The sequence below is a fragment of the Amycolatopsis sp. NPDC000009 genome (genome assembly GCF_055563465.1).
In genome coordinates, this window is record NZ_JBVHDI010000011.1 from 13,672 (window position 1) to 32,417 (window position 18,746).

Consider the following 18,746-nt stretch of genomic DNA (forward strand, 5'->3'; position numbering starts at 1 on the left):
GATTTCCGGGGGTTGACCAGGCGATGAGCGGGTATCCACCGGTGTGAGCCGAGTAGAGAACAGGATGCGCGACGTCGCCGCCCGGTGGCGGCGGAGGGGCGGCACGCTCGCGCTGCTGTGGACGCTGATCACCCTCGGCCTGGCCACGATGCTGTGGCTTTCGGGTTTCCGCGCGTGGCCGGTGTACCTGACGGCGGTGCCGGGCGCCGTCGTCGCCGCCCTGCTGTGGATCGGGGTCGCCCGCACCCGCCGCCGGAGGGCGGTCAAGAAGCAGCCGAGCGGTTGAGCTACTTCGTCGCGCGCATGGCCAGCTCGTCGAACTCGCGGTCCGGCAGGGTCCTGTTGAGTTCCAGGAGTTTTTCGGCGAGGTGGCCGACTGCGTAACGCGTTTCCAGGGTTTCGGACTCGACCGCGCGGCGGATGGCGTCCACGACGACGGCGGGATCGGAGCCGTCGCTGAGCCCGGTCTCGCCGTGCCGCGCCATGGCCTCCGCCATCTCCCGGTACGCCCCGCGGCCGGAATACTCGCGGAGCTGCGCGGCGGTCTGATCCTCGAACTCGGTCTTGATGATGCCCGGCTGGATGATCACGACGTCGATGCCGAAGGGCGCGACCTCCATGCGAAGCGTGTCGGAGAAGGCTTCGAGCGCGTGCTTCGAGGCGTAGTACCAGGCACCGAACGGCAGGGCGATCTCGCCGCCGATCGAGGAGACGTTGACGATCGTGCCGGACCGCTGGGCCCGCGTGGCGGGCAGGACGAGCTGGACGAGCCTGGCGGGCGCGAGGAGGTTGACTTCGAGCTGGTCGCGCGCGGTGTCGAGCGGCACGTCCTCGACGGCGCCGTGCAGGACGGTGCCCGCGTTGTTGACCAGGACGTCGATCCGTTGGTGCGCTTGGAGAACGGTGTCGACCGCGTGGCGGAGATCGTCCTCGTTCCTGGCGTCCATCTTCAGCGGATGGCCGCCCGCCGCGCGGAGGTCCTCCATCTTCTCGACGCGCCTCGCGGCGCCGTGGACGATGTGCCCGGCGCGCAGCAGGTCCAGCGCGGTGGCGTGGCCGATCCCCGACGAAGCGCCGGTGACCAGGCAGACCTTGGCCGTCATCCCGGGTTCCCTCCCGATCTCTCGATTTTCCGGAAACACTAGGCTCGTTTTTCCGGACCCAGCAACCGTTCCAGGCTGTTTTACGAGGTCAAGCACCTACAATCGATGCAATGACCATGGAGCTGAATGCACCGGATCAGGAGGACAGGTGCCGGGAAAACGCCTGACCCACGAGGAACGCGGGCAGATCGCTTCGGGACTGGCGATGGGGCTCACGTACGCCGAGATCGCCCGCCGGATGGGCCGCCCCAAATCGACGGTGATCCGCGAAGTCGCCCGCAACGGCGGCGCCCACGGCTACCGGGCGGGCCAGGCACAGCAGGCGACACGATGGCGGGCTCGCCGCCGCAAACCCGGCCCGCCTCCCGTCCCCACCCGAACGCGAGAGACGGTGCGGGACTTCGAAACCGAATTCGCCGAGACGATGGCCGCGACCGGTGTCCCGTCGATGATGGCCAGGGTCCTGGCCGGCCTGTTCACCGCGGACACCGGCGGCAGTACCGCCGCCGAACTGGCCGCCAGGCTCGAAGTCAGCCCCGCGTCGGTGTCCAAGGCCGTGGGCTGGCTCGAACAACGCGGCCTGATCTCCCGCGAACGCGAGGGCGGACGGCATCGGTACGTCGTCGACGACGATTTCGGCTATCGCGCCTGGCGTACCAGTCTCGACGCGATGACCCGATGGGCGGAGGTCACCCGGCGGGGCGCCGGGCTGATCGACGGGCAGGCGGGGGCGCGGCTCGACGCCACCAGCCGCTTCTTCCGCCATCTGCACAAGGACATGAGCGAGGCGGCGGAACACTGGCGGCGCACCGCGCGGTGATCAGCGCCGGTGATCGGCGGTCCGTGAAGGCCTCCTTGAGGGACTCAGGGTCTCTCAAGGAGGCCTTCACGGACTTGCGTGAATCACCTCCCGGCGGAGCGGTCACCCACGCTTGAATTCCTCCCAGGTCACCTTCTTCACCTTGGGGCCGTCGTCCTTGGCGTGGCTCGCCAGGCCGTTGAGCCCCTTGAAGTAGTCACCGGCCTGAGCCTGCGCCTGCGGCGACATGTCGGTGTCGCTGATCGCGATCCCGTGGATGTGCTCGGCCCAGTTCCCCTGGCTCGGGGTGCGGTGCCACGCGGCGAACCCGACCTCGCGCAGCGCCTTCACCGCGGCGGTCTTGTTCGAGATGTTGTTCACCGAGATGTCGACGGCACCGCCGCCGTCGTGCGTCCCGCCCGAGGCGCCGACACCACCGGCGTTGTACGAGCCCTGGGTGATGGTGAACTTGACGCCTGCCTTCTTCTCCGCGGCGGCGATCATGTCGGCGGTGCGCTTGTTGACCGTCTTGCCGTCGAGGCTGGTCTTGGAGCCGACGCTGATCGGCGCGGTCACGGTGTAGCGGCCTTTGCCCAGTTCGGTCAGCGAACCCTTGCCCGGCAGACCGCTGGCGGCGAGGCCGCTGTGCCCGAGCGACTTCTGGTACTTCTGGTACGCGGTGACCGTCGACGTGCCGAAGTGACCGTCGACCTGCTTCTTGTCGAGCAGGTTCTTCGCGGCCAGCGCCTGCTCGACCACCTTGACGCTCTCACCGGAGCCCGGCGTGATCGACTGGTCCGGCTTGTACGGATCCCACATGGCCGCCTTGACCACGGCCTCCATGTTGACCGACGGCGCGGCCGCCGCGGGCTGTCCCGCCGTCATCCCCAGCGCGGTCGCGGACAGTGCGGCGAACATCGCGGCGGTTGCCACCTTGCGCATGACTGCTCCTTCACTCGATGGCTGCTCCCCGTGAACAGCTCGTGACCGACACTGGCCCGGAAGCGGTGTCAGCCGGAACCGCCTGTACGGAACGTCTGACGTCAAAAACCGCAGGTTGACAGCGTCTGACAGCGCCACCGCCCGGCGGATTCCGCAGGTCGGCGCGGCGATCCGGACACTCTTCGCGATATAGTCACCAAGCCGCGCAGAGTGACGGGAATCGTTGTCACATCGGACACGATCGCGAGGGGAAGCGTGCCGGAACCGCGAACAGAAGACCGGGCCCCGGAGCTGGAAGCGTTCATGGACGGGCTGCGGAAGCTCCGGACGCGGGCCGGGGAGCCGTCCTTCCGGAAGATGGCGGCGAAGTCCGGCGCGGTGTCCCACGCGACCCTGCACCTCACCGTCACCGGCACGCGGTTGCAGCCGTGGGAGACGGTCCGGGAGTTCGTCCGCGCCTGCGACGGTGACGAAGAGGAATGGCACGCCCGATGGCAGGGCGTCCAGCTCGTCCTCTCCGCCGACCGCGAACCGGAACCCGCCTCGCGATGGCGGTCCAAACGCGTTCTGGTGCCGCTCGTCCTCGTGCTCGTCGCCGCGATCGCCGCCGTCGTGGTCATCCTGCTCCCCGGTGCACAGGACGCTCCCGCACCACCGCATCCCGGCGACTCCAGCAGATTCCTCGGCGACGTGACCATCCCCGACGAGACCGTGGTCGCACCGGGCACCCAGTTCGTGAAGGTGTGGGAACTGGAGAACACCGGCACCGTCGAGTGGCGGAAGCGGTACCTGCGCCGCACCGATCTCCCGGTCGCGCCCGGCACCTGCCGCACCCCGGACCGGATCCCGGTCAACGACACCGCCCCGGGAGGCCGCGTGCAGGTGACGGTCACCGTGAACACCCCGGCGAACGCCCCGGTCGACTGCAAGGTCTTCTGGAAGATGGTCGACGAACAGGACCGGGAGCTCTTCCCGGCCAGCAGGCCGATCTACTTCTCGGTACTCGTCCGTGCCTGAACCCGTCATTCGCGTGCTTGAAGACGTAACTCGCGTGATTGGAGGCGTAACTCGTGAGTTACGCCTCCAATCACGCGAATGACGCGCAGGATCACGCGAATGACGAGTTCGGGATCCGGCGAAAACACCTCGATAGACCGGAAAAGTGCGCTAGCCGCCGCTTCCCGGCCTGCCTAGGCTGAATTCCGCGCACGAGAACCACAAACGTCCTCGGGAGTCTCCGATGAGAGCAACGAGAATCGTGTTCTGCGCCCTGTTCGCCCTCGGCGCCGCCTGCCTTTCCCCGGCGGCGTCGGCCACTCAAGACGCGTTCACGCTGTCCAGTACCGCTTTCGCGGACGGCGGCCTCATGCCCAAGGTCCACGAATGCACCAGCGGCGGCGGGCAGGATCCGGCCAAGAGGAACGAGTCGCCGCCGTTGGCCTGGTCGGGTGCTCCCTCCGGGGCGAAGAGCTACGCCGTCGTCATGCGCGACCTCGACAACGCCGCCCTGATCCACTGGGTCATCTACGACATCCCGGCGAGCACGGCCTCGCTCCCCCAGAACGTCCAGCACGTCTACCGGCCACCGGTGCCCGCCGGCTCCAGGCAGGTCTACTACCGCGGGAGCGCGAGCCTCTACGGCTACCAGGGCCCGTGCTCGCCCTCGACGGTGAACACCTACGAGTTCGTCGTGCACGCCCTCGACCGGACGTCGCTCACCGGCCTGAACTCCGGTTCGTCGACCCGGGCCGCCGTCCAAGCGATCACCGCGGCTTCGGTCGGCTCGGCGAGGATCACCGGCGAGTCGTAAGTCCCCTGGTCACCCGTGGCAAGATCGGCCCAATGCGGATCGGGATGCTGGGGCCCTTCGAGGTGCACACGGACGACGGCGGTCTCGCCGACGTGCCGGGCGCCCGGTTGCGTGGGCTGTTGATCGCCCTCGCGCTCGAACCGGGCCGTGTGGTCCCGAAGGCGACGCTCGTCGACTGGATCTGGGGCGAACAGCCACCCGCCGACGCGACGAACGCCTTGCAGCGCTTGGTTTCCCGGCTGCGGAAGGTGCTGCCGGAAGGGGTTGTCGAGGGACAGACGGACGGCTACCGGCTGAAGGTCTCGCCCGACGACGTCGACGCCGTGCGGTTCGAGCGTCTCGTCGGCCAGGCCCGCGGCGACGAGGAGCCGAGGCGGCTGCGTGAGGCCCTCGCCCTGTGGCGCGGTGCCGCCATGCAGGACGTCGGCCTGCAGGACAGCGGCGCGTTCGACGCGGCGGTCACCCGGCTCGAAGGGCTTCGCCTGACGGCGTTGGAGGATCGGTTCGACGCGGAGCTCGACCTCGGCCACGGCGCGAAACTGGTCACCGAACTGACCGACCTGGTGGCCGCGCATCCGCTGCGTGAGCGGCTCGTCGCCGCGCTGATGCGGGCTCTGGCGGCGACCGGCCGCGACACCGAAGCCCTGCTCGTGTACCAGCGCACGAGGGAAGCACTGGCCGACGCGCTCGGCGTCGATCCGTCGCCGGAGCTGTCCGCGGTGCATGTCGCGCTGCTGCGGGGCGAGCTGGGACGGCGTGAAGAGAACCGCAAGACCAACGTGCGCGCCGAGCTGACCAGCTTCGTCGGCAAGGACGCCGACGTCGCCAAGGTCCGCGACCTCGTCGCCGGGCACCGGCTCACCACCCTGCTCGGTCCCGGCGGTTCGGGGAAGACCAGGCTGGCCACCGAAACCGCGCGCACCCTGCTCGGCGATCTGCCGGACGGGGCGTGGCTGGTGGAACTCGCCGCCATCGGCCCGGAAGACGATGTCGCCCAAGCGACGCTGGCCGCGCTCGGGCTGCGGGACGCCCTGCTCGGCGAGTCGTCGAACGCGGAACCCGCCGACCGGGTCGTCGCCGCGATCCGCGACCGGGAAGTCCTGCTGATCCTCGACAACTGCGAGCACGTGATCGAGGCGGCCGCGGCGTTCGCCCATCGCGTGCTCGGGGAATGCCGCCGTCTCCGGATTCTGGCGACCAGCCGGGAGCCGCTCGGCATCACCGGCGAGACGTTGTGGCACGTCGTGCCGCTGGCCGTACCCGACCGGCACGCCGGCGCCGCCGAGATCGAAGCCTCCCCCGCCGTCCGGTTGCTGCTGGACCGGGCGAGCGCGGTGCACAAGGATTTCTCGGCCGACAAGACCACGTTCGCCACGATGGCACGCGTCTGCCGGATCCTGGACGGGATGCCGCTGGCGATCGAACTGGCCGCGGCGAGGCTGCGCACCATGTCCATCGAGCAGCTCGCGAACCGGCTCGACGACCGGTTCCGCCTGCTGACCGGCGGCAGCCGGACCGCGCTGCCCCGGCACCGGACGTTGCGCGCCATGGTCGACTGGAGCTGGGAACTGCTGTCCGACGCCGAACGGACGGTCCTCCGCAGGCTCTCGGTGTTCTCGGGCGGCGCGAGCCTCGAAGCGGCCGAGCGGGTCTGCGTCAGCGAGACGGTCGAGCAGTACGAGGTCCTCGAACTGCTCACCACACTGACCGAAAAGTCGCTGCTGGTCGCGGCGGGCGACGACGCGCCGCGCTACCGGATGCTCGGCACGATCAAGGAGTACGCGGCGCAACGGCTCGCCGAGGCGGGCGAAACGGTCGTGGCACGCCACGCGCATCTCGCCTATTTCACCGAGCTCGCCGAGGCCGCGGAGCCGATGCTCCGCCGCGCCGAGCAGCTGGAATGGCTCGCCAAACTCAAGGCCGAGCACGACAACATCACGTCCGCGATGCGCGGCGCCCTCGCCGCGGGCGAGGGGCCCGAGGCGATGCGGCTGGCGGCGGCGTGCGGCTGGTACTGGTGGCTCAGCGGGCACCGCACGGAAGGTATGGAGCTGGTCAGCGCGGCCGTCAGGACGCCGGGCGAGGTGTCCGACGACGTCGCGGCCGTGGTGTACGGGCTCGTCTCGCTGTTCGTGAGTTCCGGTTTCGCCGACGAACACACCGCGGCGAAGTGGATCCACGAGTCGTACCGGCTGAGCACGCGCACCGAGAAGAAACATCCGCTGCTGGGGCTCGTCGTCCCGCTCGAACGCATGCTGGCCGGGGACGAAGCCCTGTCCGCGTGGGAACCGGTGCTGGACGACGCGAACGACTGGGTCCGAGCGCTGGGCAGGCTGCACCTCGGCAAGATGCGGATCACGCTCGGCCATCCCGGCCGGGAGGCGGACGAGTACCTGGAGCAGGCGCTCGGCGAGTTCCGGGCGATCGGCGAGCGGTTCGGGATCTCGTTCGCCCTGACCGAACTGGCGGACCGGATCGCCACCCGCGGCGATTTCGCCACCGCGTGCGCGTACTACGAAGAAGCGGTCACGGTCGTGACCGAGGTCGGTTCCCTCGAAGACCTCATCCGGCTGCGGTCGCGGCAGGCGCAGCTGTACTGGCTGATGGGTGACGAGGAGGCCGGCGCGGCCGCGGTGGCCGAAGCTCAGCTGTACGCCGAGCGGGTCACCTGGCCGGGGGCGCTGGGCATGCTCGCCCTCGCGCACGCGGAGCTCGCCCACTGGCGGGGTGAAACCGAAGAGGCGGCGCGGCAGCTCGACATCGCGACGACCGTGATGGGCGACGAAGCAGGCCTCGGCCACGTTCGCGCCATCACCCACGACCTACTGGGCTACTTCGCGGAGGAGCTCGAAAAGTCGCGTGAGCACCGGCAAGCGGCCTGGGAGGCGGCCGGCGAGGTGCGGCACGTCCCCCTGATCGCCCAGATGCTCGTCGGGATCGCGGATCTGGCCCTGCGCCAGGACGATCCCGAGCAGGCCGCACGGCTGCTCGGGGCGGCCGACGAACTGCGCGGCCTGCCGGACCGGTCCCGTCCCGACGTGACCCGGATCGAGGAGACAGTGCTGCGCCGCCTCGGCGAAGCGAAATTCGCGGAGGCGGCGCGAGAAGGCACCGAAGCGGACTGGAAGCGGCTGGCCGAGATCACGCTCGCTTCTTGAACGTCGAGGACGCCCACAGGTATCCGGCGAGCGCGATCCCGGCGCACCAGCCGAGCGCGGGGAGCACGTCGCCCGCGGCCGGAGCCCCAGTGAGAAGCCCGCGCAGGGTCTCGATGATCGGCGTGAAGGGCTGGTATTCCGCGAACTCGCGGAGCCCGGGCCCCATCTTCTCGGCGGGCACGATCGCGCTGCTGAAGAACGGCAGCATGACCAGCGGCACCGAAGCCATCCCAGCGGTTTCCGGCGACTTCGCCGCCAGGCCCAGCGCGACCGTGAGCCAGGCCGCCGCGAAACCGAGCAGGACGACGATCCCCACCACGCCGAGCCAGTCGAGGAAACCGGCCGCCGGCGAGAAGCCGAGCAGGAACGCCACCCCGGTGAGCGCCGCGATGGCGAGCAGGTTGGTCAGCACGCTGGTGACGACATGCCCGGTCAGCACCGCGCCGCGCGAGACGTCCATGACCTTGAACCGGTTGATGATGCCCTTGGTCATGTCGGAGTTCACCGCGGTCGCGGTCGCGCCGAGCCCGTAGCAGACGGCCAGCAGCATCAATCCCGGCGTCGCGTAGTCGACGTAATCGACGCCGACGCTGAACGCGTCCCCGAACACGTAGACGAACATCAGCATCATCACGACCGGCATCAGGATCGCGTTGAACACCGAGGTCGGGTTGCGGACGAGGTGCTTGAAGTTGCGGCGCAACATCACCGTGGACGCGGATTTCATTTCACTGCCTCCGTGCTGTGGCCCGTCAGGGCGAGGAAAACGTCGTCGAGATCAGGGGTGTGGACGGAGAACTCTTCGGCGGCGACCGCGTACTCGTCGAGCCGGTCCAGCAGCGAGCGCAGGGATTTCGTCCCGCCGTCGCTGGGGACCCGCAGGGCGAGCGCCTCGTCGTCCCTGGTGGCGCCGGGGAAGATCCGCGCGGCCGCGTCGAGTTCGGCGCCGGTGGTGAACCTCAGCCGGACATGCGTTCCGGGCATCCGGCGCTTGAGTTCGCCGGGCGTGCCCTGCGCGACCAGGCGGCCCTGGTCGAGGACCGCGATCCGGTCGGCGAGCTGGTCGGCTTCCTCGAGGTACTGGGTGGTGAGGAAGACGGTGACCCCGCCGTCCACCAGTTCGCGGATGATCGACCACATCGTGCGACGGCTACGTGGGTCCAGTCCCGTGGTGGGCTCGTCGAGGAAGATGAGCCGCGGATCGCCGACGAGCGTCATCGCCAGATCCAGTTTCCGGCGCATCCCGCCGGAATAGGTCGACGCCGGCTTCCGCGCCGATTCCACCAGGTCGAAGCGTTCCAGCAGATCGGCCACGACCCGCTTGCCCGCGGTCGACCGGCTCAGGTCCACCATCAGCTGCAGGTTCTCCTGCCCCGTGAGCAGTTCGTCCACCGCCGCGAACTGACCGGTGACCCCGATCGCCGCGCGTACCGCCTTGGCCTCGGTCACGAGGTCGTGGCCGGCGACCTTGGCCGTCCCGCCGTCGGACTTCATCAGTGTGGTCAGCAGGTTCACCGTCGTGGTCTTCCCCGCCCCGTTCGGGCCGAGCAGGGAGAAAATGGTGCCGGCGGGGACTTCCAGGTCGATACCGTCGAGCACGACCTTGTCCCCGAAGGTCTTGCGCAGTCCCGAGACCGCGATCGCTGTGTCTGTCATGGGCACCACTCTGGGCGGCCACGCTGACACGCCCCCGCCACGCCGCTGACACGGGTGGTGTCAGCGCCGTGTCAGCCCGCTGTCAGGATCCGCGGGCACAGTGGTGGCCACAACCACCACGAAAGGCGAAGCGATGACTCAGACGGTTCCCATCCCGCAGGGCCTCCCGATGGACCGCGACGCGGGCCCCTTCGACCCGCCCAGCGAGATCACCCGGCTGCGCGAGGCCCGCCCGGTGAGTCCCATGGTCTTCCCCGACGGTCACGAGGGCTGGCTCGTCACCGGTTACGACGAGGTCCGGCAACTGATGGCCGACACCCGGTTCAGCTCGCGCCAGGACATCGGCATCGTCCACATTCCGTACGAAACGCCGGGGATGCCCGCCCCGACCGAACCGTCCCCGCCGATGCCGGGCATGTTCGTCGCCATGGACCCGCCGGACCACGGCCGGTTGCGCAAGCGGCTCACCGGGGCTTTCACCGTCAAGCGGATGAAGCAGCTCGAAGAGCACATCGTCGAGATCACCGAACGGCAGCTGGACGCGATGGCCGCGCTGGTCCCGCCGATCGACCTCGTCAAGGAGTTCGCACTGCCGGTGCCGTCGCTGGTGATCTGCGAACTGCTCGGCGTCCCCTACGAGGACCGGGAGAACTTCCAGGCCGACTCCGCGCAGCTCATGGTCAGGGACCAGACGCTGGAGGAGAAGATGGCCGCGTTCATCGGGATGAACACGTTCCTCACCGAACTGGTCACCCGCAAACGCGAGACGCCCGGCGACGACATCCTGTCCGACCTCGGCCGCTACGACGACCTCACCATCGAGGAGCTGACGGGAGCCGCTTTCCTGCTGCTGCTCGCGGGCCACGAGACCACCGCGAACATGTTGTCGCTGGGCACTTTCGCGCTGCTGGAGCACCCTGAACAGCTGGCCGAACTCCGTGCCGACGCGGAGCTCATGCCCGGTGCCGTCGAAGAGATGCTTCGCTACCTGTCCGTCGCCGACATCTTCTTCCGCTATGCCACGGAAGATCTGGAACTCGGCGGCGAAACGATCCGCGCGGGGTCGACCGTCATCATCTCGCTGCTCGCCGCGAACCGTGATCCGCGGCGGTTCGAGAATCCCGATACCTTGGACCTGCACCGCAACGCCCGCAGCCTGTTGTCCTTCGGGCACGGCATCCACCAGTGCCTCGGCCAGCAGCTGGCGCGGATCGAGATGCGCGCGGGTTTCGAGGGATTGCTGCGGCGCTTCCCGACGCTCGCGCTCGCCGTCCCCGCCGGCGAAGTCAAGCTCAAGACCGACATGAACATCTACGGCGTCCACGAGCTCCCGGTCACCTGGAATGAATGAGTACCCGCAATGAATCCGCCGCGCGCGTTGTCACCATTCACAAAGAACACGGTGGCAATACTGGGAAACATCCAGGAACGATCGGCGCTCCGATTGGAATGATCACGGGAAACAATCCTTCGACACCCTTTCGGAGAACCCATGCGTTCCTTGACCCGCAGGGCACTGCTGACCGTGGCGGCCCTCGCCGTGACGGCGACGGTGGTCCCGCAGACCGCCGTCGCCGCGTCCGCCTCGGCCTCGGCCTCGACCAGCCCCCGTGTCTACGAGAAAGCGGGGCCGCACAAGGCGGTCAAAGCGCCAGGCGGCCCGGCGCACACCCTCTACTACCCCGCCGGCATCTCCGCCGCCGCCACCGAGCATCCGGTCCTGATCTGGGGCAACGGCACCAACGCCACCGTCGGCCAGTACGAAGCCCTGTTCACCCATCTCGCGAGCTGGGGCTACGTCATCGCGGCCGCGAACACCGGCCAGTCGGGATCCGGCGAGGAGATGCTGGCAGGCGCCCGCTACCTGATCGCGGAGAACTCCCGGCCCGGCAGCGTGTTCCACGGCCGGATCGCCACCGGGAAGATCGCCGCCGCCGGACATTCCCAGGGTGGCGGGGGCGCGATCGCGGCCGGCGCCGATCCGCTGGTGAAGACCACGCTGCCGATCATGCCCGGCCCGCAGGGAAACGTGAACAAGCTGCACGGGCCCGCCTTCTTCGTGTCCGGGCAAGCCGACGTCATCGTGCCCGCCTTCTACGTCCGCGGCCGGTTCCTCGCGTGCGACCAGGTCCCCGCCGTGTACGGCCAGCTGAAGGGGGCCACCCACTTCCTGCAAGGCGACACCCGCTACCGCCTCATCGGCGCGATCACCGCGTGGTTGCAGTACCACCTCGCCGGTGACCAGAACGCCAAGAGTGTCTTCTACGGCACCGGTTCCGGCCTCGAACGGGACGACGACGGCTGGTCCCAGGCCGACCGCAACGACAAGGCCGACGCCGTCTGACCGGAGCCCGTTCACCGCGCTCGCCGGGTATTCGCGCCGATGGTCCCGGCGAGCGCGGTGAGCAGGTCGGCGAGCAGCGACGCGGTGAACTCGTCGGTCAGCGTGCCTTCTTCGTCGAAGCGTTCGTGACTGCGGAAGACGGTCACCTCGGGTTTGACGACGACGTCCGAACCGATCGACGCGAGGATCTGGCGGAGCGACTGCTGGGCGCGGACCGAACCGAAAGCCCCCGGAGAGGCACCGGCGATCGCGATCGGTTTGCCGGGCAGCGGCGATTCGGCGGGCGGCGTGCTCGCCCAGTCGATCGCGTTCTTCAGCGCGGCGGGCAGGGACGAGTTGTGTTCGGGGGTGGCGATCAGGAGGCCGTCCGCTTCGGCGATCCGGCGCCGGAGATCCGCCACCGGTTCCGGTGGGGTGGCGGTGTCGAGATCCTGGCGGTAGAGCGGCAGATCGCCGAGACCGTCGTACAACTCGATGGCCATCCCACCGGGGTTCGTCTTGCGGGCCGCGTTCAGCAGGGCGGTGTTGTGCGAGCCGTCGCGCAGGCTGCCGGAAATCGCGAGGATCTTCAGTTCGGTCATGATCGGTCTCCTTCGTCAGTTCTTCGGGCGGTTGAGGGTCTGGCTGAGGGTCAAAGCGGTGAGAGCGACGGCGAATCCGGTGAGCTGCCAGCCGGTGAGGGTCTGGCCGAGCACCAGGAACCCGGCGGCCGTGGCGACGAGGGGGTTGACCAGCGTCAGCAAGGAGACCGACGCCGGGGCGAGGCGGTCGATGCCGCGGAACCACAACGGATAGGCCAGCGCGGTGGTGACGATGCCGATGTAGCCGTAGCCGAGCAGGTTCGCGGTCGTCAGCGTGTCCGGGAGACCTTCGAACAGCAGCGTCGCCGGGGCCAGCACGACGCTGCCCAGGGTCAGCTGCCAGCCGGTCATCGCCAGCGGATGCTCGGGACGGCCCCATTTCTTGGTCAGGATCAGGGCGACGGCCATCAACCCGACGGCGGCGAACATGGCGGCCAGGCCGAGCGGGTCGAGGCGGGCTTCCGCCGAAAGGGTCAGCAGCGCGACACCACCGGCGCCGGCGATCGAGGCGAGCAGGATCGGCGCCGGTGTCCGGACGCGGAGCATCGGCAGCGCGAGCAAGGCCACCAGCAGGGGTTGCAGGGCGCCGAGGGTCGCGGCGACACCGCCGGGAAGGCGGTACGCGGCGAAGAAGATCAACGGCAGGAAGGCGCCGAAGTTGAACATCCCGAGTACCGCCGTCTTCCACCACCAGGATCCGCGCGGGAGCCGCCTGGTCAGTGCCAGCAGGAGCAACCCGGCCGGGAGGGCCCTCAGCGCGGCGGCCAGCAGCGGCCGGTCCGGGGGCAGCAGGGTCGCGGTGACGACGTAGACGGTGCCCCAGCTGGCCGGTGCCAAGGCGGCGAGCCCGGCGTCCCGGAGGGTCGGTTTCGTGGCCGCCGGTTCGCTCGGAACGACAGGCCGTTCGGCGATGATCGCCATGATGTCTCCTCACTGATAATCTCAACGTTGAGATAACACCAGCGACTTCTGTCAATGTCAAGTCTCTTAATGTTGAGACGATTGGAGGGCGTCATGGCCGACGCGGTGGACGCGGTGATCGCGATGTGGCGGCACGAGCGGCCGGACCTCGAAGACAAGCTCTGGCCCGCCGAGGTGGTCGGCCGGATTCAGCGGCTTTCCCGGATCCTCGACCGGAAGCTCAAGGAGTTCAACGTCCGGCACGACCTGGAGTCGTGGGAGTTCGACGTGCTCACCACGCTCCGCCGATCGGGTAAAGCCGACGGTCTGACCCCCGGCGCGCTGCTCAAAGCCGCGATGGTCACCTCGGGGGCGATCACGAACCGCATCGACCGCATGGAGGCCAAGGGCCTGGTCGAGCGGGTGCGCGACAGCGACGACCGCCGTTCGGTCAAGATCCGGCTGACCGCCAAAGGCCGCGAAGTCGTCGACGAGGTCTTCGTGCTCCACCTGGAGAACGAAGCCGGCCTCCTGCCCGATCTGAAACCGGCGCAGTGGGCCGAACTGATCGGCGGCCTGCGGCTGCTGCTCGAACACTTCGGCGACACGTCATTGGAGTGACTTCAGCGCCGCCGCGGCGGCGTCCAGCGCGGCACCCGGATCGGCGCCGAGTTCCCTGGCGGTACGGGCGTACTCGTCCGCCGCCGCCCGCAGCAGCGCCGCCTTGCCCGGACGGCCGGCGAGTTCGGCGACGACCGTGCCCTTGGCGCGGGCGGTGTACACCCAGCCGTCCTCTTCCAGTTCCCGGTAGACCCTGGCCACGGTGCCCGAAGCGAGCGCCAGATCCCTGGCGAGTTGCCGGATGGCGGGCAGCCGAGTGCCCGGCGCCAGCGCGCCCGTGGTGATCAACCGGACGATCTGGTCCCGCACCTGCCGCCACGGCGCGACCCCGAGTTCCGTGTCGACGACCACCTTCAGTGGCATCGCACGGCTTCCGCGGGCGAACGGCGGGCGAGGTGATACCAGCCGGCCAGCCCGGCGAGGACCACGGCCGCCGAACCGGCGTCCGTCACCTCCGGCATCGCCAGCGTCACGGTGGCGGCGAGCCCCAGCCCCGCGGCGACCCGGGCACTGCGGACCCTCAGCGCGCCGTCCGCCGGAGTGTCCCCTGTGGACGGTCGGCGCACCGCGAGCAGGACGATCAGCCAGGTGACCACCGAGACGGCAGCGGCGACCCCGAGCAGCGCCCACCAGCGATGGACCACGAGCCAGACCGCCGCGGCCGCGACGACAACCGTGTAGAGGATCAGACCCCAGCCGGGAATGAGCCCGCGCACCGCACGCCGCTCCAGCGCCGCCTCGCGGCGGGCGCCCTTTCGCGGCCGTTGAGCCAGCACCTCGGCGATCAACGCGCCGATGAGCAGCGTGGCCAGCAGCAGCGACGCGCCCTCACCCCGGACGCCGGCGAGATCGGCCAGCACCGGCAGTCCGAGGAACAGCCACGGATACCAGAACCGGCGACGGCGCAGATAGCGCACGGCCTCGGCGACGTCGGACGGCGAAGGATCGGCGGCACCCCACCGCCGCAGCACCTTCCTGCCCTGTTTTTCGCCCGGCCACGACAGAACCAGGATCGCCAGGCCGAACAGGCCCATGATCAGGGCGACGGCCACGATGTTGTCGAACGGCACGATCGACCTCCCCGCTCTTGTATCAAGTACATGATACAAGAGCGGGCGGCCTCACGCGGGATCGGCGAGGATTCCGTTCAGATCGCCCAACCCCTTCGGGTCACGTCCAGCCGAGCGGGACGACCTCCGCCGCCGACGTCCACGGGCCGCGCCCGCCCGCTTCGGTGAGGGCCCGGAACCGGACGTAGCGGGCCCGGGCAGGCCAGAACCGCAGAGTCTTCCGGGCGGCGTCGTCGGCAAAAGTGCCTGTGGCGACGGGGTTTCCCCAGGCCGACCCGTCGGCGCTCAGGTAGACCTCGTACGCGCCGACGCGACCATTGGCGGAACCGTCCTGGCGCGGCAGGTAGGCCAGCCCCGTGACGGTGCGGGCGGCACCGAGATCGAGCTGGATCTCATGGGGCAGCGGGTCTTCCCCGCCGGACCACTTGGTGTGCCAGTGGGTGGCGGGATTCCCGTCGACGGCGTTCGTGGCGGCGCCGGACTCGCCCGCGGTCTCCTGGCTGTCGGCCGAGCGGACGGTGGCGGCGAGCGGCCCGGAACCCATCACCGGGTCGCTGATGGTCTCTGTGCCTGTCTCGACATGTCCCGCGAAGCGGCGGAGGAAGCCGTCCGGCCCCTGGACGGTCAGGTCGTACCAGCCACCCATGCCGCCTTCGGTGCTGAACCAGTCCTCGACCGTCGCGCCTTGGGCGACCGAGTACGTCCACGGTCCGCCACCCCGGTTGCCGGTGCGCACGGTCAGCTCGCACGCGGCGCCGGCGTTGGTCATCTTCAGGTACACGACGCCGGAACCCGGCCGCAGCACGACCTCCGGATTCGGTGCGCCGCCGGTGGTCGCGGTGATCCGGTTGCCCGCGAACCGCCGCAGGAAACCGTTGGGGCCGTGTGCGGTGAGGTCGTACGCGCCGTCCGGGGAACCCACCTGCCAATAGTCCGAGAGCGTCGCGTTCCCGCCGAGCGTGTAGCGCCAAGGCCCGTCGGTCCGGTGCGCGTTGGCGTAGACGTAGAAATGAGCGCCCGCGGCTCCGCTGTTGGCGAAGTCGATCCAGAACCGCTCGGCCGTCACCCGCCCGGAGACCGTCAGCTGATAGGGCAAGGGCCGCGCGGGCCGAACGCCGGTCTCCGGCACCGGAAGCTTCTGCACGGAAGGCGGCTGCGGCTGGGTGTTCCACGGCCCGCTCGTCGGCACCGGTGCGGGCAGCGCCGGATAGGTCGCGTTCGGCGCCGTGGTGTCCAGCGCCGACGTCAGGTCGCCGCACACGGTGCGCCGCCACGGCGAGATGTTCGGCTCGGCGACACCGCTCCACTGCTCCAGAAAGCGCAGCACGGAGGTGTGGTCGAAGACCTCCGAGCACACCTTCCCGCCCCGGCTCCACGGGGAGATGACGAACATCGGCACCCGCACCCCCAGCCCGATCGGTTCCCCGGAGACGAATTCGTCGGTCGTGGCCACGGAACTCTTGCCCTCGTCGGCCGAGGCAGGCGGCGCGGGCGGCGGCATGTGGTCGAAGAAGCCGCCGTCCTCGTCGTAGGTCAGCAGGAACAGGGTCTTGTTCCACACTCCGGGTTTGGAGGCGAGGGTGTCGAGGATCGACTTCACCAGCTCGGCCCCGGTGTTGGGCCCCCACGCGGGATGCTCGGTCTGCGATTCCGGCGCGACGATCCACGACACGGACGGCAGCCTGCCCGCGTCGACGTCGGCCTTGAAAGCGACCGGCAGCTGCTTCGGCGCGACCCTGGCCAGACCCCGGTCGTAGAGAGCGCGCTCGGTCGCGGTCAAGGTCGCGACGCCCGCGGCGAGACCGTCGAGCAGCCGGGTCCGTTCGGCGGCCGAGGCCGAATCCAGCGCGTAGTAGAAGTACTCCAGCTTCGGGAACGCTTTGCCCGCGGAGTCCTTGACCTTCGACAAGGCCTTGGTGCCGACGGCGAGGAAACTGCTGAAATAGTCCAGCGAATTGTCGCCGTAGTTGTCCCATTCCTGATAAACCCGCCAGCTCCGGCCCGCCGTCTGGAGGCGCTCGGCGTAGGTCTTCCAGGTGTAGCCGGTGTGCCCGGGGTTCCGCCAGGCGGCGTTGCCGATCGCGCGGGTCGTGCCGTCCGGTTCGAAGCCGAGTTTTCCGGTGAACAGGTACATCCGGTTCGGGTTGGTGGGCCCCATTTCCGAGCAGTGGTAGGCGTCGCAGACGGTGAACGCGTCGGCCAGCTCGTGGTAGAACGGCAGCGCCGAACGCCGGTGATAGGTCAGAGAGCGAACGCCCTTGGCCGCGCGCCACGCGTCGTGACGGCCCTTGTTCCATGCCCGGTGCCCACCGGACCAGCTGTGGTCGACGTCGGCCATGAACTGGTCGTCGATCGCGTACGGCAGCAGCGTTCCCGCGCCGTCCGGCTGCTGGAAGACCGACGCTCCCGACGGCAGTTTGATCGCGGCCGGATCAGCGAAACCCCGTACGCCGCGCAGCGTCCCCAGATAGTGGTCGAACGACCGGTTCTCCTGCATGAACACCACGACGTGCTCGATGACGTCGAGCCCGCCCGTGGGCGCTTCCGCGGCGAGCGCCTGCCGGACGCTCGCCGGCAACAAGGTGAAGGCGGAAGCCGCGCCAGCGGCCTTCAGCAGGGTACGACGGCGCACGGAGCCCTCCCGGAATGACGTTTAACCCAGTCCACGATGTTCGAAACTGCACCTTTTCGGCGACTATCGAGCAGATAGAAGCATAGGTGCCTGTCCGGTTCAAGGGTTCCGCCCGCGGGCTGCATGATCGGAGCAACAGTTCACGACTTTCGGATGGTGGCCGCGGTGGGCGTGGCCGCGCTTCATTGCCGGCCGGTCCGTGAAGGCCCCCTTCCCTCGGCTCAGCCGCGGAAACTCGACCCTCACACCTTGCCGAGTACATGAAGGACCCCCTCCCTTGCACCTAGGTACGGGAAGGGGGCCTTCATGTACTCGGGCGGCAAGAAACCGGTACCGGAACGGCCGGTTCGCGTGATCGGACGGCCGACACGCCCACGGCCCGGCTCCCGCGGCGAGTCGTCCGTCCAATCACGCGTGTCGTCCATCCAGACACGTGTGTCGTCCACCCAGACACGCGAGTCGGCCATCCAGACACGCGAAACCGCGCGAAAACCGTGGTGGGGGCCGCCCCCCTTGAGCGTCCCCCACCCGGTTCATCCGGCCCGGAACCGGGCGGACGTCATTTCGTGTCGCCGTCCGGACGGCCGGACAACGCCGCCACCGCGAGCACCATGACGACAGGCCAGATCACGGCCATCAACGAGAACCCGCCGAACGTGATCGCCGTGACCGAAGCCGCCGTCGCGATCAGCCCACCGACGGGTGATACGTAACAAAACCCCAAAGGGCCCAGAAAAAGCACCCACGACAACGCCACCTTCACCGATTTGGCGGGCGGACGCGGGACCGGATACCGCCCCGGACCGACGACCTCGTGGTCGTCGCCCTGATACCACCCGCCGGACATCAGCGGCGGGTGCGGCGCGAAGAAGGCCGGTCTTCGGCCGAACGCCTTGGGCGTCCGTGGATTCGGTACGGCCGGTTCACGCCGGTGATCCTTCGGCCGTCCCATGACACTTTCGGCGCTGCGCATGACGTCCTCCCCCGTCGCCTGCCCGAGGCCTGGTGAAGTCACCCCGTGCCTGGCACAATTACCGGTTGCGGTGCGAAACTTCCGGGTCGTTCTGCCCACTGACCATGGTGACGAGTCGGGGGAGTGGCTGATGCGTCAAATGGAACACAGCGCGAAT

The 18,746-nt window shown here is 69.1% G+C and carries 18 protein-coding genes; 8 read left to right on the forward strand and 10 right to left on the reverse strand.

The window, feature by feature from the left end; all coding sequences use genetic code 11:
* The first annotated feature begins 64 nt into the window (after positions 1–64).
* Positions 65–286 carry a hypothetical protein gene (locus ACZ3HL_RS26410; RefSeq protein ID WP_465420173.1) on the forward strand — a complete coding sequence of 74 codons (222 nt, stop codon included), beginning with the start codon at positions 65–67 and terminating at the stop codon, positions 284–286.
* A 1-nt stretch (position 287) separates the two neighbouring features.
* On the opposite strand, the gene ACZ3HL_RS26415 is transcribed toward ACZ3HL_RS26410, so the two are convergent.
* Positions 288–1,103, reverse strand: coding sequence for an oxidoreductase (locus ACZ3HL_RS26415; protein WP_465534448.1), 816 nt, complete (start codon positions 1,101–1,103; stop codon positions 288–290).
* 148 nt (positions 1,104–1,251) lie between these two features.
* Here ACZ3HL_RS26415 and ACZ3HL_RS26420 point away from each other — a divergent pair, with 148 nt between their 5' ends.
* A complete protein-coding gene (locus ACZ3HL_RS26420) occupies positions 1,252–1,923 on the forward strand; it encodes a GbsR/MarR family transcriptional regulator (protein WP_465534449.1) in 672 nt (223 codons plus the stop codon).
* A gap of 102 nt (positions 1,924–2,025) precedes the next feature.
* Here ACZ3HL_RS26420 and ACZ3HL_RS26425 read toward each other — a convergent pair whose 3' ends face one another.
* Positions 2,026–2,844, reverse strand: a complete 819-nt coding sequence (locus ACZ3HL_RS26425) for a peptidoglycan-binding domain-containing protein (protein ID WP_465420166.1) — start codon at positions 2,842–2,844, stop codon at positions 2,026–2,028.
* Between the two features lie 255 nt (positions 2,845–3,099).
* Between ACZ3HL_RS26425 and ACZ3HL_RS26430 the strand changes: the two genes are divergently transcribed.
* The 3 genes from ACZ3HL_RS26430 to ACZ3HL_RS26440 all read left to right on the forward strand — a co-directional run bounded on the left by ACZ3HL_RS26430 (position 3,100) and on the right by ACZ3HL_RS26440 (position 7,812).
* Positions 3,100–3,861 (forward strand): NBR1-Ig-like domain-containing protein, encoded by a 762-nt coding sequence (locus ACZ3HL_RS26430; RefSeq protein WP_465534450.1) that lies wholly within the window; start codon positions 3,100–3,102, stop codon positions 3,859–3,861.
* A 223-nt stretch (positions 3,862–4,084) separates the two neighbouring features.
* A complete protein-coding gene (locus ACZ3HL_RS26435; protein WP_465534451.1) occupies positions 4,085–4,654 on the forward strand; it encodes a YbhB/YbcL family Raf kinase inhibitor-like protein in 570 nt (189 codons plus the stop codon).
* A 32-nt stretch (positions 4,655–4,686) separates the two neighbouring features.
* Positions 4,687–7,812 (forward strand): AfsR/SARP family transcriptional regulator, encoded by a 3,126-nt coding sequence (locus ACZ3HL_RS26440; protein WP_465534452.1) that lies wholly within the window; start codon positions 4,687–4,689, stop codon positions 7,810–7,812.
* Here the strand turns inward: ACZ3HL_RS26440 and ACZ3HL_RS26445 are convergent.
* Both ACZ3HL_RS26445 and ACZ3HL_RS26450 read right to left on the reverse strand, forming a co-directional pair.
* Positions 7,796–8,539, reverse strand: coding sequence for an ABC transporter permease (locus ACZ3HL_RS26445; protein WP_126733900.1), 744 nt, complete (start codon positions 8,537–8,539; stop codon positions 7,796–7,798). The two genes, ACZ3HL_RS26440 and ACZ3HL_RS26445, sit on opposite strands and share 17 nt — an antisense overlap.
* On the reverse strand, positions 8,536–9,468 hold the full coding sequence (locus ACZ3HL_RS26450; RefSeq protein WP_465420156.1) for an ATP-binding cassette domain-containing protein: 933 nt from the start codon (positions 9,466–9,468) through the stop codon (positions 8,536–8,538). The genes ACZ3HL_RS26445 and ACZ3HL_RS26450 overlap by 4 nt, the downstream gene beginning before the upstream one ends.
* A gap of 133 nt (positions 9,469–9,601) precedes the next feature.
* Here ACZ3HL_RS26450 and ACZ3HL_RS26455 point away from each other — a divergent pair, with 133 nt between their 5' ends.
* Together ACZ3HL_RS26455 and ACZ3HL_RS26460 are read left to right on the forward strand one after the other, a co-directional pair.
* Entirely contained in the window at positions 9,602–10,819 is a 1,218-nt protein-coding gene (locus tag ACZ3HL_RS26455; RefSeq protein WP_465534453.1) for a cytochrome P450, read from the forward strand.
* A 141-nt stretch (positions 10,820–10,960) separates the two neighbouring features.
* Positions 10,961–11,812: a poly(ethylene terephthalate) hydrolase family protein gene (locus ACZ3HL_RS26460; RefSeq protein WP_465534454.1), complete on the forward strand. Its 852-nt coding sequence runs from the start codon at positions 10,961–10,963 to the stop codon at positions 11,810–11,812.
* A gap of 11 nt (positions 11,813–11,823) precedes the next feature.
* Here ACZ3HL_RS26460 and ACZ3HL_RS26465 read toward each other — a convergent pair whose 3' ends face one another.
* A complete protein-coding gene (locus tag ACZ3HL_RS26465; RefSeq protein ID WP_465420151.1) occupies positions 11,824–12,393 on the reverse strand; it encodes an NADPH-dependent FMN reductase in 570 nt (189 codons plus the stop codon).
* A 15-nt stretch (positions 12,394–12,408) separates the two neighbouring features.
* A complete protein-coding gene (locus tag ACZ3HL_RS26470; protein WP_465534455.1) occupies positions 12,409–13,314 on the reverse strand; it encodes an EamA family transporter in 906 nt (301 codons plus the stop codon).
* Between the two features lie 93 nt (positions 13,315–13,407).
* Between ACZ3HL_RS26470 and ACZ3HL_RS26475 the strand changes: the two genes are divergently transcribed.
* Entirely contained in the window at positions 13,408–13,914 is a 507-nt protein-coding gene (locus tag ACZ3HL_RS26475) for a MarR family winged helix-turn-helix transcriptional regulator (RefSeq protein WP_465534456.1), read from the forward strand.
* On the opposite strand, the gene ACZ3HL_RS26480 is transcribed toward ACZ3HL_RS26475, so the two are convergent.
* The 4 genes from ACZ3HL_RS26480 to ACZ3HL_RS26495 form a co-directional block, all read right to left on the reverse strand.
* Positions 13,903–14,277: a GntR family transcriptional regulator gene (locus tag ACZ3HL_RS26480; protein WP_465534457.1), complete on the reverse strand. Its 375-nt coding sequence runs from the start codon at positions 14,275–14,277 to the stop codon at positions 13,903–13,905. The genes ACZ3HL_RS26475 and ACZ3HL_RS26480 overlap by 12 nt on opposite strands.
* Positions 14,268–14,984: a hypothetical protein gene (locus ACZ3HL_RS26485; RefSeq protein ID WP_465534458.1), complete on the reverse strand. Its 717-nt coding sequence runs from the start codon at positions 14,982–14,984 to the stop codon at positions 14,268–14,270. The genes ACZ3HL_RS26480 and ACZ3HL_RS26485 overlap by 10 nt, the downstream gene beginning before the upstream one ends.
* Before the next feature lie 100 nt (positions 14,985–15,084).
* Entirely contained in the window at positions 15,085–17,616 is a 2,532-nt protein-coding gene (locus ACZ3HL_RS26490) for a phosphocholine-specific phospholipase C (RefSeq protein ID WP_465534459.1), read from the reverse strand.
* A 559-nt stretch (positions 17,617–18,175) separates the two neighbouring features.
* A complete protein-coding gene (locus ACZ3HL_RS26495; RefSeq protein WP_465534460.1) occupies positions 18,176–18,589 on the reverse strand; it encodes a hypothetical protein in 414 nt (137 codons plus the stop codon).
* Between the last annotated feature and the right edge of the window lie 157 nt (positions 18,590–18,746).

Excerpts from the sequence above, each read along its gene's own strand:
- ACZ3HL_RS26450 (WP_465420156.1), bottom strand. The coding sequence starts at position 9,468 with ATGACAGACACAGCGATCGCGGTCTCGGGACTGCGCAAGACCTTCGGG.
- ACZ3HL_RS26425 (WP_465420166.1), bottom strand. The coding sequence starts at position 2,844 with ATGCGCAAGGTGGCAACCGCCGCGATGTTCGCCGCACTGTCCGCGACC.
- ACZ3HL_RS26455 (WP_465534453.1), top strand. The coding sequence starts at position 9,602 with ATGACTCAGACGGTTCCCATCCCGCAGGGCCTCCCGATGGACCGCGAC.
- ACZ3HL_RS26480 (WP_465534457.1), bottom strand. The coding sequence starts at position 14,277 with ATGCCACTGAAGGTGGTCGTCGACACGGAACTCGGGGTCGCGCCGTGG.
- ACZ3HL_RS26475 (WP_465534456.1), top strand. The coding sequence starts at position 13,408 with ATGGCCGACGCGGTGGACGCGGTGATCGCGATGTGGCGGCACGAGCGG.
- ACZ3HL_RS26460 (WP_465534454.1), top strand. The coding sequence starts at position 10,961 with ATGCGTTCCTTGACCCGCAGGGCACTGCTGACCGTGGCGGCCCTCGCC.
- ACZ3HL_RS26410 (WP_465420173.1), top strand. The coding sequence starts at position 65 with ATGCGCGACGTCGCCGCCCGGTGGCGGCGGAGGGGCGGCACGCTCGCG.
- ACZ3HL_RS26435 (WP_465534451.1), top strand. The coding sequence starts at position 4,085 with ATGAGAGCAACGAGAATCGTGTTCTGCGCCCTGTTCGCCCTCGGCGCC.
- ACZ3HL_RS26440 (WP_465534452.1), top strand. The coding sequence starts at position 4,687 with ATGCGGATCGGGATGCTGGGGCCCTTCGAGGTGCACACGGACGACGGC.
- ACZ3HL_RS26445 (WP_126733900.1), bottom strand. The coding sequence starts at position 8,539 with ATGAAATCCGCGTCCACGGTGATGTTGCGCCGCAACTTCAAGCACCTC.
- ACZ3HL_RS26415 (WP_465534448.1), bottom strand. The coding sequence starts at position 1,103 with ATGACGGCCAAGGTCTGCCTGGTCACCGGCGCTTCGTCGGGGATCGGC.
- ACZ3HL_RS26470 (WP_465534455.1), bottom strand. The coding sequence starts at position 13,314 with ATGGCGATCATCGCCGAACGGCCTGTCGTTCCGAGCGAACCGGCGGCC.
- ACZ3HL_RS26495 (WP_465534460.1), bottom strand. The coding sequence starts at position 18,589 with ATGCGCAGCGCCGAAAGTGTCATGGGACGGCCGAAGGATCACCGGCGT.
- ACZ3HL_RS26465 (WP_465420151.1), bottom strand. The coding sequence starts at position 12,393 with ATGACCGAACTGAAGATCCTCGCGATTTCCGGCAGCCTGCGCGACGGC.